The sequence below is a fragment of the Methylobacterium sp. WCS2018Hpa-22 genome, assembly GCF_031843785.1.
In the GTDB taxonomy this organism is placed as follows: domain Bacteria; phylum Pseudomonadota; class Alphaproteobacteria; order Rhizobiales; family Beijerinckiaceae; genus Methylobacterium.
In genome coordinates this window covers 98,049-113,042 of record NZ_JAVTJA010000006.1, presented here as the reverse complement: position 1 = coordinate 113,042, position 14,994 = coordinate 98,049, and the positions used below count along the sequence as shown (strand labels likewise).

Below are 14,994 nucleotides of genomic sequence, written 5' to 3'. Positions count from 1 at the left end.
ATCTCCCGCCGACAGCCGTTGGCGGGAGAGATTTACTTTTCCATTAGAAAGTTCGTTCTACGCGTGGCTCTATGACGAGCCGAAGCGAACATTCTGCAACGATCCTGCTGACGCGCTTCCGCCGGGATACCGACGGTGCGATCGCCATTTTCTTCGGCCTGCTCGCTGTTCCCCTGCTAATGCTGTCGGGATTGGTGATCGATTACGGCGTGAATTCGATGGCCCAACAGGGTCTTCAGGATGCCGCCGATTCAACAGTTATCTCGCTGCTCAAGCTCCCAGTGGCCACGACAACTGCCGAGCTTCAGACCAGGGCCGAGAACCAGATCAGGGCTGCCGCGCCCAGGTTGGTGGACGCCGACACGAAGATCACTGTTGCACGGGTGGAGAATACGATCACCGTTTCGGTCATCGCCAAGAGCCCGACCAGCATGACTAGGATCGCGGGCTATAATTCCTTCCCTGTCTCAGTCACGGCAGCAGGTATACGTGGATCGGGCAATCTCGAGATCGCCCTCGTTCTCGACAATACCGGATCGATGAGCGGTTCGAAGATCACCAACTTGAAGGCAGCCGCTAACGACCTTGTCACGAGTCTGTTCAGAGAGGCCGATCCCGCTAAGCCCAACGCCCTGAAAATCGGAATCGTCCCGTTCTCGATGACCGTGAATGTCGGTCCATCGAATGCAACCCAGTCATGGCTCGATAAGGATGCGAAGGCCTCCTATCACTCGGATATCTTTGTCTCCTCGGCGAACCGCCTGACCCTTTTCCGCCAAATGGGGGTCGCTTGGGGCGGGTGCGTCGAGAGCAGGCCAGCGCCCTACGACGTTCAAGATACACCGCCGTCGATCGCCAATCCCAATACCCTGTTCGTGCCCTTCTTCGCACCCGATGAATCCGATAACGACCGGAAAGCCGTCAACGATTACATGAGCGACTACACGACCACATCGACAGTGGCCGACCATCGGACGCGGCAGGGCCAGATCATAAAATATTCCAGGAATCCCATCTTACAAAAGGGCCGGATCAGCGACACCGTCCCCTATCGCTACGGGCCCAATTCCGGATGCGAGCTCCAGCCCATCACGCGTCTCACCACGTCACAATCTACGCTCACCAACGCGATCAACGCGATGACCATCGTCGGCGATACGAACATCGCTATGGGTCTGGTCTGGGGATGGCATCTGCTGTCGCCGAACGGCCCCTTCGCGGAGGGTGTGCCGTATGACGAAAAGAACACTCGGAAGTTCGTGATCCTGATGACGGACGGACAGAACGCCTCCTCTGTCAGCTCGTCCGCGAATGCATCGATCTATTCTGGCCTCGGCTTCAGCTGGCAGAATCGTATGTGGACCAATGCCAACACGACCGCGACCCGGACGGCGGCCATGAATGCACGGCTCTCAACCCTTTGCACGAACATAAAGAATGCGGGCATCACCATCTTTACGGTCCGCGTCGAGGTCACTGAAGGGGCCAGCGACATCCTCCGCAACTGTGCGAGCGGCACCGACAAGTTCTACGATGTCCAGCATTCCGCGACGCTGACCGACGCCTTCAGGGCTATTGGGTCGCAGATGAGCGAGATGCGGATTTCGCGATGAGGATCCGCTGGCCGTCCCGCCTGCTTTCGCGCTCATTCCGGGATTTTCCAGGCAATCGTCGCGGCGTAACGGCGGTCGAGTTCGGGATCGTCGGTGTTCCGTTCTTCATGCTGCTCGGTGCGTTGATCGAAGGCGCCATGTTGATGGTCGCCCAGATCTCGTTCGACAACGCCCTCGATCGGGCGGCGCGGGCCGTCTTCACCGGCACGTTTCAGCAAGGATCCAACAGTAGTAGTCCAGCGATCCGGCTCATTCAGGAAATGTGTAGAGGTGCCACGCTGTTCGACTGCAGCACGGACAAGATCAAGATCGAGGTCACTGCTACGGAGAGCAGCAACACCCTCGTGACCTGCTCGCCCTACGATAATGTGAGCCAGTCGATAGCGACGGGCTTCGGAAAGAAGTTCGAGTGTCCCAACGGAGACGACATCGTGACGATCTGCGCGATCGCGGCGATACCTCGCTATTTTCCAACGTCGAAGCTGATGCTGCCGCCTCTCCCCAACAACGAGCAAATGATCCGTTCGATGGTGGTCTTTCGCGCGGAGCCATACGCGCAGGGAAAATGTCAGGCGAATTGATGCGGGCGATCATTCAGTGTCGACGGATGATCACCGACCAGTCGGGCGTTTCCGCCATGGAATTCGCCCTCATCGCCCCCGTGATGATTCTGCTTTTCATGGGTTCGATCGAGTTGCCGCGTGCTTACACGACAGGACAGCATGCCAATCGCGCCGCGCGTTCCATGGCGGATCTGATCTCCCGAACGACATTGACCACGACGGAGATAGAGGGCGTCTATAAACTTGGCCGCAACATCATGGCGCCCTACGACGCCAGCGGTGCGAAGATCGTCCTCACGGCGGCAGGCGTCTACCAGCAGAACGACGGATCCCTCATAGCCAAGGTCTGCTCGAGCACGGCGGTCAACGCCCCGAAATATGCAGCTTCCACGATCCTTGGTGCGCCACCCCCATCGGAAGCTATGAAGCGGGCTCGCTATGTCATCGCAAAGATGACGATCTCCTATAAGCCTGTCTTTCCTGTCTTTCCGGCGTTGACCTCCTTCTCGTTCGAGAAAGAAGTGACTTGGCCAATTCGCGCCATCAACGGGAAGGAGATCATACTCCCCGGTGGCGTGCCCTGCCCCGCAACGTGACAGATCAATCGCAGTCCGTGGCGGCTGCGACGGCCTGCTGTCTCCGAGACGATCAGGACGACGATCAGCGAGCCGGCAGCGCCGTCTCGATTACCCGAGCCCAGAGCGAGGCGCCGTACGGAATGGCGGCATCATTGAAATCATAATGCGGATGGTGGAGGCCTGCGCTGTCACCATTGCCCATGAAGATATAGGCGCCGGGCCGGTGAGCCAGCATGTAGGAGAAATCCTCCGCCGCCATCATCGGCGCGACATCACGCTCCACTCGTTCCTCGCCTACGATGCCCGCCGCTACGTCGGCGATGAAATCCGCTTCGGCCGGGTGGTTCTCGGTCACCGGATATCCGCCGCTGTAATCGACGCGGGCGGTGGCACCGTAGGCGGCGGCGGTGTTCGTCACGATGGCGCCGATGCGCTCCTGCATGGTGGCGCGCACCGTCTTCGAAAGCGCGCGCATGGTGCCCCGCATGGTCACCTGCTGGGGTAGTACGTTGAAGGCATCGCCGGCTTCTAGGGCACAAACCGACACCACGCCACTTTCCAGCGGGTTGATGCTACGCGCGACCACCGATTGCAGTGCGATCACGACATGGCTCGCCACGAGAACGCTGTCGATGGCGAGATGCGGTTGCGCGGCATGGCCGCCGCGCCCTTCGATCGTGATGGTGAAGCGGTCGGTGGACGCCATGATCGGGCCGGGACGGATTGCGAAACGGCCGAGTTCCAGGCCCGGAATATTATGCAGGCCATAGACGGTCTCGACGCCGAAACGCTCCATCATTCCGTCTCGGACCATAGCTTCGCCGCCGCCGCCGCCCTCTTCCGCGGGCTGGAAGATCATCACTGCGGTCCCGTCGAAATCACGTGTCTCGGCGAGGTACTTGGCGGCGCCGAGAAGCATCGCGGTATGGCCATCGTGGCCACAGGCATGCATCCGCCCCGGCGCGGTGGAACGATAGGTCAGATCCCGCACCTCCTGGATCGGCAGCGCGTCCATGTCCGCGCGCAAGCCGATGGCGCGGTTCGAACCGTGCGACCGGCCCCGGATGAGGCCGACGACCCCGGTGCGGCCGATGCCGGTGGCAATCTCGTCGCAGCCGAAATCCCGCAGCTTGTCGGCGACGAAGCCGGCAGTGCGATGGACATCGTATTGCAGCTCCGGATGGGCGTGGAGGTCGTGCCGCCATGCGGTGATCTCATCCGCCAGAGCTGCGATCCGGTCGACGATGGGCATGGTGTCACGTCTCTTCGCGCGTCTTGGCTCGTCTCGGGCAGAGCCTCCCGACCATAGCGCATCCCAGCAAAGGCGAGGCCATTTAGATCGATTTAAAAGGCTACGGCCGACGGATCATGTGCAGAACGTGGCGCCAGGGGCTAGCGGGAGAGCGGCTTCGTCCGGCGAGGGCGTCGTGACTGTTGCGAATGCTCTGCGGCGAGGTCATCGAGAATGGGGCAATCCGGCCGGGAATCACCGCTGCAATGAGCCGCGAGCGACGTCAGGGTGCGAGCCATCGCCTCCAACTCGCCGATGCGGCGACGCAGATCCGTCAGATGCTGCACGGCCAGGGCCTTCACCCGGGCGCTGGCACGTCCGCGATCCTGCCAAAGGGCGAGGAGGCCGGCGATATCCTCAACGGAAAAGCCGAGATCACGGGATCGGCGCACAAAGCGCAAGGTGTGCAAGTCGTTCTCGGCATAGAGCCGGTAACCGGAGGCCGTCCTGTCTGCCGGTGGCAGGAGGCCGGTCTGCTCATAATACCGGATCATCTTGGCCGAGACGCCCGTGGCCTTCGCCGCCTCGCCGATGGTGACGGAACCGCTCACCCCCGATCTCCCGCATGCCGGAGGCGAAGGGCGTTGGCGAGGACGAATACGCTCGACAGTGCCATGGCGCCCGCGGCCAGAACCGGCGACAGCAGGGGTCCGCCGAAAACGTAAAGCAGGCCCGCCGCAACCGGGATCAGGGCCACATTGTAGGCGAAAGCCCAGAACAGGTTCTGCGCGAGGTTGCGCATCACTGCACGCGGGAGCGCAATGGCGGAGACGATGCCGGATAGAGCACCCGCCATCAGCACCACATCGGCGCTCTCCACGGCAATGTCGGTACCGGTCCCGATGGCAATGCCGATCTCGGCTTCGGCGAGGGCTGGCGCATCGTTGATACCATCCCCCACGAAAGCCACAGGTCCGAACCGGGCCCGCAAGGCTTGCACGGCCTCGACCTTACCGCCGGGGAGCACTTCGGCGGCGACCTCGGTGATCCCGAGCCTTGCCGCGACGCCGCTGGCAGCTCCCCGCGCATCACCCGTCACCATGGCGACGACCAGACCTTGTGCCTTGAGCGCCGAGACGGCCTCGGCTGCACCTGCCTTGATAGGGTCGGATACGGCGACGAGGGCGGCGATCCGTCCCTCGACAGCGACGTAGAGGGGGCTTTTCCCCGTACCCTCCAGCCGGGATGCAGCTTCCGCCAGATCGGCCACGGAGATGCCCAGCTTGTCCATATGGCGTCGCGCACCGACGATGACTTTCCGCCCGTCGACGCTCCCCTCGACACCGTGGCCGGGTAAAGCCTCGAATCGATCTGGGGGAATAAGAGTCAGGCCCCGCTTCAGAGCCGCATCGACGATGCTGCGCGCGACCGGATGCTCCGAGCGAGATTCGACGGATGCTGCAAGTCCCAGCACTGTATCCGCTTCGAAGCCCGGTGCCACCACGAAGTCGGTGAGTGCGGGCCTACCCTCGGTGAGCGTCCCGGTCTTGTCGAAGGCGACGACCTTGGCGTCGCGGAGAGCCTGCAAGGCGGCACCGTTGCGGAACAGCACGCCCAGTTCTGCCGCACGCCCCGTGCCGACCATGATCGAGGTCGGCGTCGCCAACCCCATGGCGCAGGGGCAGGCAATGATCATAACGGCGATGGCGTTCACCAGGGCGAAGCCGAGGGCGGGGCTCGGTCCGAATGCCAGCCACGCCAGGAACGTCACCAACGCAGCGCCGAGAACCGCCGGGACGAACCAACCCGTCACCCGGTCGACGAGCGCCTGGATCGGAAGCTTGCTGCCCTGCGCCGCCTGGACCATCGCCACGATCTGCGCCAGCACGGTCCGCGCGCCGATCGTATCGACGCGCAGATCGAGGCTGCCATTGGTGTTCAGCGTACCGCCAACCATGCGGCCACCCTCGCCCTTCGCCACGGGCACCGGCTCGCCGGTGATCATGCTCTCATCGACGAAGCTCCTACCCGCTACAACGACTCCATCGGCAGCCACACGTTCCCCCGGGCGGACTCGAACGATATCTCCGAGCCGCAAGTCAGCCAGGGGAATCTCGTCCTCACGACCGCCCCGCACGATTCGGGCCGTGGAAGGCGCCAGGGCGACCAGGCGTGCGATCGCCGCCCCCGTGCGCCCCTTTGCGCGGGCCTCAAGGACGCGGCCGAGGAGAATCAGGGTGACGATGAGAACGGAGGCCTCGAAGTACAGATGCGCCGTTCCCGGCGGCAGAATCTGGGGAGCGAGGACCGAAACCAGGGAGTACACATAGGCCGCTCCCGACCCGAGAGCGACGAGGGCGTTCATATCGGGATGGCCGTTCAATAGAGCGGGAATCCCTCGACGGAAAAAGCGCCGCCCCGGCCACGCCAGGACGAGCGTCGCCAGAACGGCCTGCACCATTCCGGCTGCATCTCCGAAATGGGCATGGATCGCGTCGCCGAAGCCAGGGAGCAGATGTCCTCCCATGTCGAGGATGACGATGGGCGCCGACAGCATGGCTGAGAGGATGAGATCCCGCCGAAGGCCGGTGGTCTCGCGCTCATGCCGGTTCGCCTGCGCATCCCCTCCCCCGTTCTCGACGCCCGACGCGTCGTAACCGGCAGCGTTAACCGCTTCGACGAGATCCGCGATCGTAACGACGCCGTCAGCATGGCGCACAGTCGCCCGCCCGGTGGCGAGGTTCACGTTGGCCATCGTCACACCGGCGACGGCGTGAAGCGCGCGCTCCACGCGACCGACGCATGAGGCGCAGGACAAGCCACGGACAGACAACTCCGTCACCGCCTCCGGCACCTCGTAACCGGCCTTTCCGATGGCAGCCACGGCATGGGCAGGGTCGCCGTGGAGGATGAGGCTGGCCCGTCCGGTGGCGAGATTGACAGAGACGTCCGATACGCCGGGAAGTGCGGCGAGCACCCGCTCGACGCGGCCGACGCAGGACGCGCAGCTCATGCCGGTAACGGGAAGAGTGAGACGACGTCCCATGCCGGGACGCTGCTTCGGGGGAGCGATCACGTTATCCATGCACGACTATGTGGGGCTTCCCATCGTGGGAAGGTCAAGGCTGCGACGCATGGCTCATCACGTCGCGTGTGCATGGCGTCCGGGGCGTTTCCTTGTCATAGGGAGGCGATGATACAGCCTCTCGACACCTGCATGCGAACCCTGAGCGCGCTGATCACCTCCGACATCCCGGCGGGTGAGGCAGAGGCGAATGCCTGTATCGAGACCTATCTCGCGACGTTTCCCGGCCCGGCGAAGCAGGTGGCCGCTCTCAGCATGCTCGACCGTGCCGTCGACCAGCGCTTGAGCCCCTCCCCTTTCCTGCCTGTGCTGAAGGCCATCATCGAGGCGCAATATAGGCGCCTCGGCACCAGCCGGAACTGACCGACCCGGATCATCCGGTCGTCGACGCTCCTCCGATCGATGGCTGTTCCGGGAGCAGGGCACGGACGGTCGTGCCCCGGTCGAGTTCGCTCTCGATGACGAGCCTGCCGCTGTGGCGATTGACGATATGCTTGACGATGGCGAGGCCGAGGCCCGTCCCGCCCTTTTGGCGGCTCGATGCGACATCGACCCGGTAGAACCGTTCGGTCAGGCGGGGAATATGCTCGGGCGCGATGCCGGGTCCGTCGTCTTTCACGCTCAGTGCGATCAGTGGTTTTCCAAATGCCGAGCGCAAGGTCCGTTCGAGGCCGACCACCACGTTGCCGCCGCCGTACTTGACCGCATTCTCCACGAGATTCTCGACCACGCGAGTGAGTTCGTCGCGCTCTCCTAGAACCGGATAGGCGGCGTCCGGCGCGTCGAGGGTGATGGTCACGCCGCGCTCGCGCGCCAGCGGCCCCTGCATATCCACCATCTGCCGCGCGATCTGACCGAGATCGACGATCTGTGTCGGCGGAACGTGCTCGCGCAACTCGATACGAGAGAGCGAAAGCAGGTCATCGACGAGGCGCGCCATGCGCTGTGCCTGGGTCTTCATGATGCCCAGGAATTTCTCCCTTGCGGGTACATCGCCTTTGGCCGGCCCCTGCAGGGTCTCGATGAAACCCAGAAGTGAGGCGAGCGGCGTGCGAAGCTCGTGGCTGGCATTGGCGACGAAATCGACCCGCATCGCCTCGAGGCGACGCGCCGCTGTGAGATCGCGAAGGAACAGGACCACGTTGGGCTGTCCGCCCCCCGGCCCGTCCGGCATGGGCAGCGCGCCGATCTGAACCTCGAAGGCCCGTTCCGTCGGCACACGCGTCGTGTAGAGCGTCTTCAGCGGGGCGCCCGTGCGTAGCACCTCTTCGATCCCGTCCAGTACGTCTGGGGCTCTCAAGGCGAAGGAAAGCGGGTGCTTGACCTTCAATGCCGGCAGCAGCGTACGCGCAGCCGGATTGACTTCGATGACCACGCTGCGCCGATCCACGAGGATCACCGGATCGGGGATGTTCGCCAGCAGGGCTTCGGCGATGGAATGCCGCTGGCGAGCGGTTCTCTCCGGGAGAGCGACTGTTCGGGGCCGGCTCAGACTGCCGGCAAGGCCACCGGCGGCGATGGCAGCCGCCCCAAAGGCGATGGTAATGACATCGAGATCACCTTTGAGGGACGTGGCCGAGGTCGTGATCGCAACGGCGATCCCTGCGCCGATCCAGGCCGATCTTCGCGCGCCCCGGGCCATCGCTTAGCGTTCCAGGATTGGAGACATTGCTCAGGACTCGTCGGACGCTGAAGGAGACGATTCGCGCATACGCCGGACGATCTCGTAGAATCCAAGCATCGCCAGGGCGACGACGAAGGGGACGAGGTAGTAGCAAACCCGAAACAGCAGCAGCGAGCCGAGGACCTGATCCCGTGGCAGGCTCGACAGGGCGAGGAGGATCGTGGCCTCGAACACGCCGAGCCCGCCCGGCGCGTTCGAGGCGATACCGAGCATGGCCGCTAGCACGTAGACGCCGACGAAAGTCGTGAAACCGATGGTCGAACCCGCCGGAAGCAGGACGTAGAGCGTGGCCGCTGCCGCGCAGACATCGCCGATGCCCACCACCATCTGGCTCATGGACACCGTCGCGCCGGGAAGCTCCAGGGACCAGCCTTTCACCCTCACGTGGCGGCGCTTGAGCGAGACCCAGCCGAGATAGCCAAACACCATGAGCAGGGCCGCGAAGCCTACGCCCTGGTTGAGGCGTATGCTGGTGAAGGTCAGCGCCGCCAACTGTCCGGCCTCGGCGACGAGGCTGAGCCCAAGGACGACGCCCATGCCAAGCCAGAACGTAAAGCCGGCAATAACGGTGAGCGCCGCGATCTTCGACGCACTCAACCCCTTCTTCGAGTAGATCCAATAGCGGATCGTCCCCGCTGTCAGGAGTGGGAACCCCAGGGTGAAGCTCACGGCGTAGCTGGTAAACGAGGCGAGCGCGGTCGTCCTGTAGGGGACTTTGATCTTGAGTTGGCGGAGGGCGAGAGCGTCATAGCAGGTGAGGAAGAGATAGCTCACCCCGACGAACAGGAAGGCCAGGCCGAGCTGTTCCCCGGTCGCCGCCGTCAAAGCCGCGTGCAATTCGGCCCAGGTGACCTGCTGAGAGAGCTTCCACAGCACGCCGAGCGACACGGCGAAGATGACGATGCTGGCAGCGGTGCCCAGCCAAGCGTATCGGTTCTTGTAGGAGCGCTTGGGCACGGGCGGCGCGCAATCTTCGGCCTCGGACGTCGCCAAGGCGCTGGCCGCATCGGATTCGGCGCGCCGCTGATGCTCTCCCGCAAAATTCATGTCGTCGGCGTCCGCCTCCGCCGGCCTTCCCGACCAACCTCGACGGCGGCGTGGAACGGGACCGAGCTTTTGCCGGACCGCGGCCCGTGACCCGGCATTTAGGGTCTTTGTGTCCGGAAGGCCAGTCATCTGCCCTCTTGAGTTGGTGACGAAGAGATCCCCCGCAGGATCGCAGCTGCCTCGCTAAGCCCGAGAGCGATCCGTTGGGAGACCTCTGGCGACGTGCAAACGTAGGTTGGGCTCGGATGCGGGACGGCGATGAGCGGTATCACCGGCCGCAGGCGCCGGAGCGTTTCACGCGACAGACCAGCAACACGGCCGGCGAGGACAACGACCTCGAGTGCCGGAAGCATCTCGATGACGGAAGCGAGATAGGTGGTGGCCGTCGCAATCTCGGCTTTCCGTGGAGCACGGTTGACGGCTCCCGGCGCGTGGATGACCCAGGGTACTGCGTTCCAGATGAGGCTCTCACGCCGAGCGATGCCAGCCTCCGCCATGAAGCGGAACAGGTTGGCGGCGGTCCCGGTGGGGTTGTCACGGGAGACGAAGCCGGTACGGCCGATGCCGGGGCCCGGTGTTTCGAGGAGAAGGAGGAGCCGTGCTTCCGTACCGCCATCGAGCGGATCGGGATCCGGCACCTCCGCCGATCGTTCGATGGCGACCGACCGCGCCAGGCGTCGCAGGGGAATGAAGCGATCAGCCTCCAGGAGTGAGCGGCGGATAGCGACCTGCTCCGGATCGGCCAAGCTCCTGGGCCGGGTCGGTTCAGGAAACGGCAGCATGATCCTCGAACAACACGGCGGCTTGCAAGGGGAGCACGCCCGCTAGTCGGAACCGCTCTGACCGTGCCTCATCTGCGAGCCGACGCAGCAGACCCTCGACGCCGCCGAACTGGTATCCGAGTTGGGTGGCGTAGGCAGCGCAGGCGAGCGCCTTCTTCTCTTCCGCGCTCGCACAATAGTGAACCGCGTGCTCGGGCAATTTGGCGAAGCGGGACCCAAACGGCTCCTGCGGCTGCGTATGACGCACCGTGTAGGGGAAATCCCGCCACCACAGGATGGGCGCATCCCCCGCCACGTGACCAATGGCCCGGACTAGCTGGACGTGATCGACATGGCCGCCCACAGATTGAGGGGCGAATATGAGATCGGGCGACACGTCTTTGATAAGTGCGGAGACCGTATCGGCGAGCGCACCGACGATGTCATCGTCATCCCTTGGCGCGGCAAAAAGGTAAGCGGGCGCGCCGTAACCGCGATGGGGGGCCTCGCGGAACGGGAGATGCAAAGGAGGAGCGATGCCGAGCGCCTCTGCTGCTCGTCGATCCTCGGCCCGCCGAAGCGACATGTAGTCGACCTCCGGACCTAGACCCTTGTCGGTCTGGCAAGCGAGCGCGAAGCCTTTGGGATCGGGGACGGAGGCGGTGAAGATCGTCGCCATTACGATCGTCCAGCCGGCATCGGCCAGCGTTGCCAGAGTGCCGCCACAGGAGAAGGCGGCGTCATCAAGATGAGGCGAGAGTGCGAGGGCGACGGGCATGGTCAGAGCAGATGCGGTTCTGCGCGGAAGCGGCAGTTCGGATCGTGTGGCAGAACCTCATCGAACGTCGTATGCGGCCGCTGGCCGACCACTTCGGCATAGATGTCCATGATCTGGCGACCGACGGCGGTCCAGGAATAGACGCGGCGGCATTCATCGAGCCCGTCCGCTGCAAGCCGCTGGCGCAAGCTCTTGTCCTCAATGACGCGCTGAAGCGCATCCGCTAGAGAAGCCACGTCGCCGGGCTGTACCAGGAGGCCGTTTTCGCCGTCGCGCAGGCAGTCGGACACGCCCACCGCATGGGTGGAGACCACGGCGAGCCCCGCCGCCATGGCCTCGAGGATCGTGTTGGAGAAACCCTCCGCATAAGTCGGCGAGACGAAGACATCCGCCTGGCGGTAGAGGTCGGGTACGGTGTCGTAATCGGCGTAGCCGGTGAAGCGGATTTCGGCCTCGGAAAAGTTCAATTCAGCGGCGCGTGCCTTCGAGGAATCCGCGTCCGGCCCGATGCCGGAGATCGTCGTCTCGAGCGGGACTCCGCGCGCGCGCAACAGACCCAGGGCGTCGATGAAGTCGAGCACGCCTTTCCGGCGATCGACGCGACCATGATAGAACAGTCGCACCGGCCCCGCATACCCGGGGACACCGGGCGTGAAGCGCGCCGTATCGACGGCGCCGGGTACAATGGTGAAGCGGTCCGGGTCGGAACCCAGCCGGTCGCAGACCTCCCCCACGAAGGAGCGGCCACCGATGAGGAGGGCGTTGGCATGGGCCAGCACTTCGCACATGGCGATGCGATGGGTCTCGCAACAGGAGCCGACCCAGTGGCCATCGCCCCCCTGGATCGAGACGACGTTGGGAATTCCGATCCGCTTCGAGGCCAGTAGCGTCGCCCAGCCGGTCGGATAGCCGTACTGCGCATGGAGCACGTCGAACGGCCGTTCGCGATGCTCTGACACGATGGTCTCGACCATCGTGTCGATGTCGCGCTCGAAATCGCCGTTCGTCTGCTCGCCCACCTGTTCGAGGCCGATGACGCGTACGCCCGGCACGGATGGCGGTGGCCCACCGCCATAGACGCGAGTGCCGAACGCGTCGCCCCGGTACTGGCTGACCATCGTCACGTCATGGCCGGCGGCCACGAGTTCGCGCAGAAGGTTCTGCGCGTAGACGCTCATGCCTGAGATCGCCGGAAAATAACGGCGGCTGACGAAGCAGATCCTCACGCGCTCACCTCGGCTTTGTGGTTGCGGCAGGTCCGCAGGTAATCGAGCGATATCGGCACCATCACATCGGCGCGGTGGCTCTCGCGGGAGAGTTCGACGCAGACGAGGCGCTGGAATCCGATGCCGTCGAGGGCGTCGAGGACGCTCGGGACATCCATGTCGCCCTCGCCGAAGGGCAGATGGATATGCTCTCCGCGCGCCATGTCCTCGATCGCCACGGTGCCGATGCGGTCGGCGAATTCCGCTACGGCCAGGGCCGGGTCTCGCTCGCCCGTGACGAGGCAATGACCGGTATCGAGAGCAAGCCTGAGGCCTTCGATTTTCAGGTCGGCAAAATCGTCGAGGGTCTCGATCAGCATGCCCGGCTCGGGCTCCAGGCAGGCGACGATACCCTGCTCCGCAGCATAGGCGACAATCTCGGCGATGCCCTCGCCGAGCCAGAGCCGGGCCTCATCACGATCGATGCCGGGTTTGGGCACGCCGGCCCAGAACGAAACCGCTTCGGAATGCAGGATGACGGCGATGTCCACCGCGCGCTTCAGGAAACCGATGCGCCTCGCGCGGCCGGAAGCGTCGCCGCTTACCAAGGTCGGCTCGTGCTTGGCCTTGGGGTCGAGGAGGAAGCGGGCACCCGTCTCGATGACGCTCCCGAGGCCGAGCCTTTGAAGGCGGCTCGACAGGCGCTGGGCCTCCTGGATCCAATTCTCCGAGAACGGATCGAGATGATGGATGTCGAGGGTGAGCGCCACGCCCTGATAGCCGGCATCGGCGATGAGATCGATGGCGTCGTCCAGGCGATGGTTGGCCGTACCGTTGGTGTTGTAGGCGAAGCGCAGACTCATGCGGCGCGTCCCTGCTGCTCGAGACGGAACGGCGCGTGGTGCGATTCCGGCTCGCGATAGAGCGGGTAATGGCGCCCGACGATTTCGTCCGCCAACGCGACGTCGAAGAGCGGCTGGCCGCCGAGACGCTCGATCGCTTCGGGCGTAAGCCGCACGGGCAGCCTCGTTTCGCTGGGCTCGCCGAATGAAATCAGCGGGTGATCCCGCTCGATGAGCTTGGCGGTGTTGCGCTCGCCGATGCGGTGATAGCTCATCGTCTCGACCTCCAGCCCCGGCACGATCGCCTTGACCACGCCGACGCCACCACCCGGCGGCGAGCAGTCGACATAGAGAACGTCGAAACCCGACGCTTCGAGACGTTCGCGGGCGATGCGGCCGCGTGCATGGCCATCCGGTGCCGGGGCGGTCGGCAGATCGGTGAAGGCCTTCGTGCTTCGCTCGGAATAGACACTGTCCTTCAGGACGTCGCGCAGGCCCTCAGGCGGCAGGACGATCCATTCCAGCATTGCCCTTAGGGCACGGCTCTCTTCCAGATCGAGGCTCGGCAGTGCCTTCTGGATGAAAGCCTGGACGTAGCCCGGCGGCGTCACCCGCTCAGCGAAGCTCAGGGGACCATGCCCGAAGGCCTTACGAACGCGGGCCGCCTGGAATTCAAGGAGTGCCTTGCGGAGGGCCCGCTCGCGGTCCGGGTCGCAGGCTTCGCCACAGGCAGAGAGGGCGACGGGGACCGGCGCATCGGCGGGATTCCTGTCGTAGCCGACGACATAGATATTCGTGAGACCGAACTGGTCGGTGGCGAATTTCGGCAGCGCGCGGATACCGAGATCGTCGAGACGCTCGAGCATCGCCCTGTTCTCGGGACCGATCCCGTCGAGATCGAGCATGACGCCCTGGTCGAGGGCGCGGAACAGCAATCCGTTGCCGTCACGCTGAAGCAGTTCGAGCAGGCCGTGGCCCAGGGCGAAATCGACGTCCGGCCCGGCGCCGAGACCGTTCGTGATCAGGTTGGTGAAAGGCTTGTAGCCTTCCGACAGCTCGAAATAATCGGTGGCCGCGATGTCGAGGGGCATCAGCACGGTTTCGCCGGTGCGCGGCCGGACGCTCGGCGTCCATTCCAGAACCGTGTTCCGGCCGACCGGGGAACCGGCGGGCAGGCACAGGGTGAGCGGGTCCGCCACCGCCGCGGCGCCAAAGACCTTGGCGAGGTCGTTGTAGGAGCCCCGTTCCTTCTTGCGCGGCATCACCGCGAGCGACGGCATCAGATTTTCGGCGATCTCCGCGACCGCGCCGATGAGCGCCTCGTCATCGGTGGCGCCGTAGCCGATGCCGCTCGGCATGGCGCCGATAAAGAACGGATCGTCGAGGAACAATGAGACGAACCAGACCGGAATACCCGTCCGGTCGAGAGGGGCCAGAGGGAAGCCGACGATGCGCCCCTTCGGAAGAATGTCGAAATAGGCACGCACCGGCTCCGGCAAAGACGCTGGCAGACCCTCGATGATGCGTGGCCCGCCGTAGGTGTAGGGACGGGGGGCCTTGATGCGCGGGTCACGCGCCCTGGCGTCCTGGTCGTGTTCGCTCACGTC

At 64.3% G+C, this 14,994-nt stretch carries 14 protein-coding genes; 4 read left to right on the top strand and 10 right to left on the bottom strand.

Annotated elements, in window-relative coordinates:
* Positions 1-71: 71 nt before the first annotated feature.
* From RQI43_RS09915 to RQI43_RS09905, 3 genes are read left to right on the top strand one after another with little or no spacing between them, the layout of a single operon-like run.
* Positions 72-1,613 carry a TadE/TadG family type IV pilus assembly protein gene (locus RQI43_RS09915; RefSeq protein ID WP_311275048.1) on the top strand — a complete coding sequence of 514 codons (1,542 nt, stop codon included), beginning with the start codon at positions 72-74 and terminating at the stop codon, positions 1,611-1,613.
* On the top strand, positions 1,610-2,194 hold the full coding sequence (locus RQI43_RS09910) for a TadE/TadG family type IV pilus assembly protein (protein WP_311275047.1): 585 nt from the start codon (positions 1,610-1,612) through the stop codon (positions 2,192-2,194). Before RQI43_RS09915 ends, RQI43_RS09910 begins: the two co-directional genes overlap by 4 nt.
* Positions 2,194-2,772, top strand: coding sequence for a TadE/TadG family type IV pilus assembly protein (locus RQI43_RS09905; protein ID WP_311275046.1), 579 nt, complete (start codon positions 2,194-2,196; stop codon positions 2,770-2,772). The genes RQI43_RS09910 and RQI43_RS09905 overlap by 1 nt, the downstream gene beginning before the upstream one ends.
* Positions 2,773-2,836: 64 nt before the next feature.
* Here the strand turns inward: RQI43_RS09905 and RQI43_RS09900 are convergent, their stop codons facing one another.
* The 3 genes from RQI43_RS09900 to RQI43_RS09890 all read right to left on the bottom strand — a co-directional run bounded on the left by RQI43_RS09900 (position 2,837) and on the right by RQI43_RS09890 (position 7,070).
* Entirely contained in the window at positions 2,837-4,006 is a 1,170-nt protein-coding gene (locus RQI43_RS09900) for a M20 aminoacylase family protein (protein ID WP_311275045.1), read from the bottom strand.
* Between the two features lie 140 nt (positions 4,007-4,146).
* Positions 4,147-4,596 carry a Cu(I)-responsive transcriptional regulator gene (cueR, locus tag RQI43_RS09895; protein WP_311275044.1) on the bottom strand — a complete coding sequence of 150 codons (450 nt, stop codon included), beginning with the start codon at positions 4,594-4,596 and terminating at the stop codon, positions 4,147-4,149.
* Positions 4,593-7,070 (bottom strand): heavy metal translocating P-type ATPase, encoded by a 2,478-nt coding sequence (locus tag RQI43_RS09890; protein ID WP_311275043.1) that lies wholly within the window; start codon positions 7,068-7,070, stop codon positions 4,593-4,595. Before RQI43_RS09890 ends, cueR begins: the two co-directional genes overlap by 4 nt.
* Before the next feature lie 108 nt (positions 7,071-7,178).
* Between RQI43_RS09890 and RQI43_RS09885 the strand changes: the two genes are divergently transcribed.
* Positions 7,179-7,433, top strand: coding sequence for a hypothetical protein (locus tag RQI43_RS09885; protein WP_056431317.1), 255 nt, complete (start codon positions 7,179-7,181; stop codon positions 7,431-7,433).
* Between the two features lie 10 nt (positions 7,434-7,443).
* On the opposite strand, the gene RQI43_RS09880 is transcribed toward RQI43_RS09885, so the two are convergent.
* From RQI43_RS09880 to RQI43_RS09850, 7 genes are all read right to left on the bottom strand, one after another.
* A complete protein-coding gene (locus RQI43_RS09880; RefSeq protein WP_311275042.1) occupies positions 7,444-8,712 on the bottom strand; it encodes an ATP-binding protein in 1,269 nt (422 codons plus the stop codon).
* Between the two features lie 30 nt (positions 8,713-8,742).
* The gene (locus RQI43_RS09875) at positions 8,743-9,801 is read right to left on the bottom strand and encodes a lysylphosphatidylglycerol synthase domain-containing protein (protein WP_311275041.1); all 1,059 of its coding nucleotides are present in this window, start codon (positions 9,799-9,801) and stop codon (positions 8,743-8,745) included.
* A gap of 125 nt (positions 9,802-9,926) precedes the next feature.
* A complete protein-coding gene (locus tag RQI43_RS09870; RefSeq protein WP_311275040.1) occupies positions 9,927-10,583 on the bottom strand; it encodes a uracil-DNA glycosylase in 657 nt (218 codons plus the stop codon).
* Positions 10,567-11,340, bottom strand: a complete 774-nt coding sequence (locus RQI43_RS09865; protein ID WP_311275039.1) for a PIG-L family deacetylase — start codon at positions 11,338-11,340, stop codon at positions 10,567-10,569. The genes RQI43_RS09870 and RQI43_RS09865 overlap by 17 nt, the downstream gene beginning before the upstream one ends.
* A gap of 2 nt (positions 11,341-11,342) precedes the next feature.
* The gene (locus RQI43_RS09860) at positions 11,343-12,566 is read right to left on the bottom strand and encodes a glycosyltransferase family 4 protein (RefSeq protein ID WP_311275038.1); all 1,224 of its coding nucleotides are present in this window, start codon (positions 12,564-12,566) and stop codon (positions 11,343-11,345) included.
* On the bottom strand, positions 12,563-13,408 hold the full coding sequence (locus RQI43_RS09855; RefSeq protein WP_056431334.1) for a sugar phosphate isomerase/epimerase: 846 nt from the start codon (positions 13,406-13,408) through the stop codon (positions 12,563-12,565). Before RQI43_RS09855 ends, RQI43_RS09860 begins: the two co-directional genes overlap by 4 nt.
* Entirely contained in the window at positions 13,405-14,991 is a 1,587-nt protein-coding gene (locus RQI43_RS09850; protein WP_311275037.1) for a YcaO-like family protein, read from the bottom strand. Before RQI43_RS09850 ends, RQI43_RS09855 begins: the two co-directional genes overlap by 4 nt.
* Positions 14,992-14,994: the final 3 nt, after the last annotated feature.

Coding starts and splice junctions, on each gene's coding strand:
- RQI43_RS09915 (WP_311275048.1), top strand. CDS start 72: ATGACGAGCCGAAGCGAACATTCTGCAACGATCCTGCTGACGCGCTTC.
- RQI43_RS09890 (WP_311275043.1), bottom strand. CDS start 7,070: ATGGATAACGTGATCGCTCCCCCGAAGCAGCGTCCCGGCATGGGACGT.
- RQI43_RS09865 (WP_311275039.1), bottom strand. CDS start 11,340: ATGCCCGTCGCCCTCGCACTCTCGCCTCATCTTGATGACGCCGCCTTC.
- RQI43_RS09885 (WP_056431317.1), top strand. CDS start 7,179: ATGATACAGCCTCTCGACACCTGCATGCGAACCCTGAGCGCGCTGATC.
- RQI43_RS09875 (WP_311275041.1), bottom strand. CDS start 9,801: ATGAATTTTGCGGGAGAGCATCAGCGGCGCGCCGAATCCGATGCGGCC.
- RQI43_RS09880 (WP_311275042.1), bottom strand. CDS start 8,712: ATGGCCCGGGGCGCGCGAAGATCGGCCTGGATCGGCGCAGGGATCGCC.
- RQI43_RS09905 (WP_311275046.1), top strand. CDS start 2,194: ATGCGGGCGATCATTCAGTGTCGACGGATGATCACCGACCAGTCGGGC.
- RQI43_RS09870 (WP_311275040.1), bottom strand. CDS start 10,583: ATGCTGCCGTTTCCTGAACCGACCCGGCCCAGGAGCTTGGCCGATCCG.
- RQI43_RS09855 (WP_056431334.1), bottom strand. CDS start 13,408: ATGAGTCTGCGCTTCGCCTACAACACCAACGGTACGGCCAACCATCGC.
- RQI43_RS09910 (WP_311275047.1), top strand. CDS start 1,610: ATGAGGATCCGCTGGCCGTCCCGCCTGCTTTCGCGCTCATTCCGGGAT.
- RQI43_RS09900 (WP_311275045.1), bottom strand. CDS start 4,006: ATGCCCATCGTCGACCGGATCGCAGCTCTGGCGGATGAGATCACCGCA.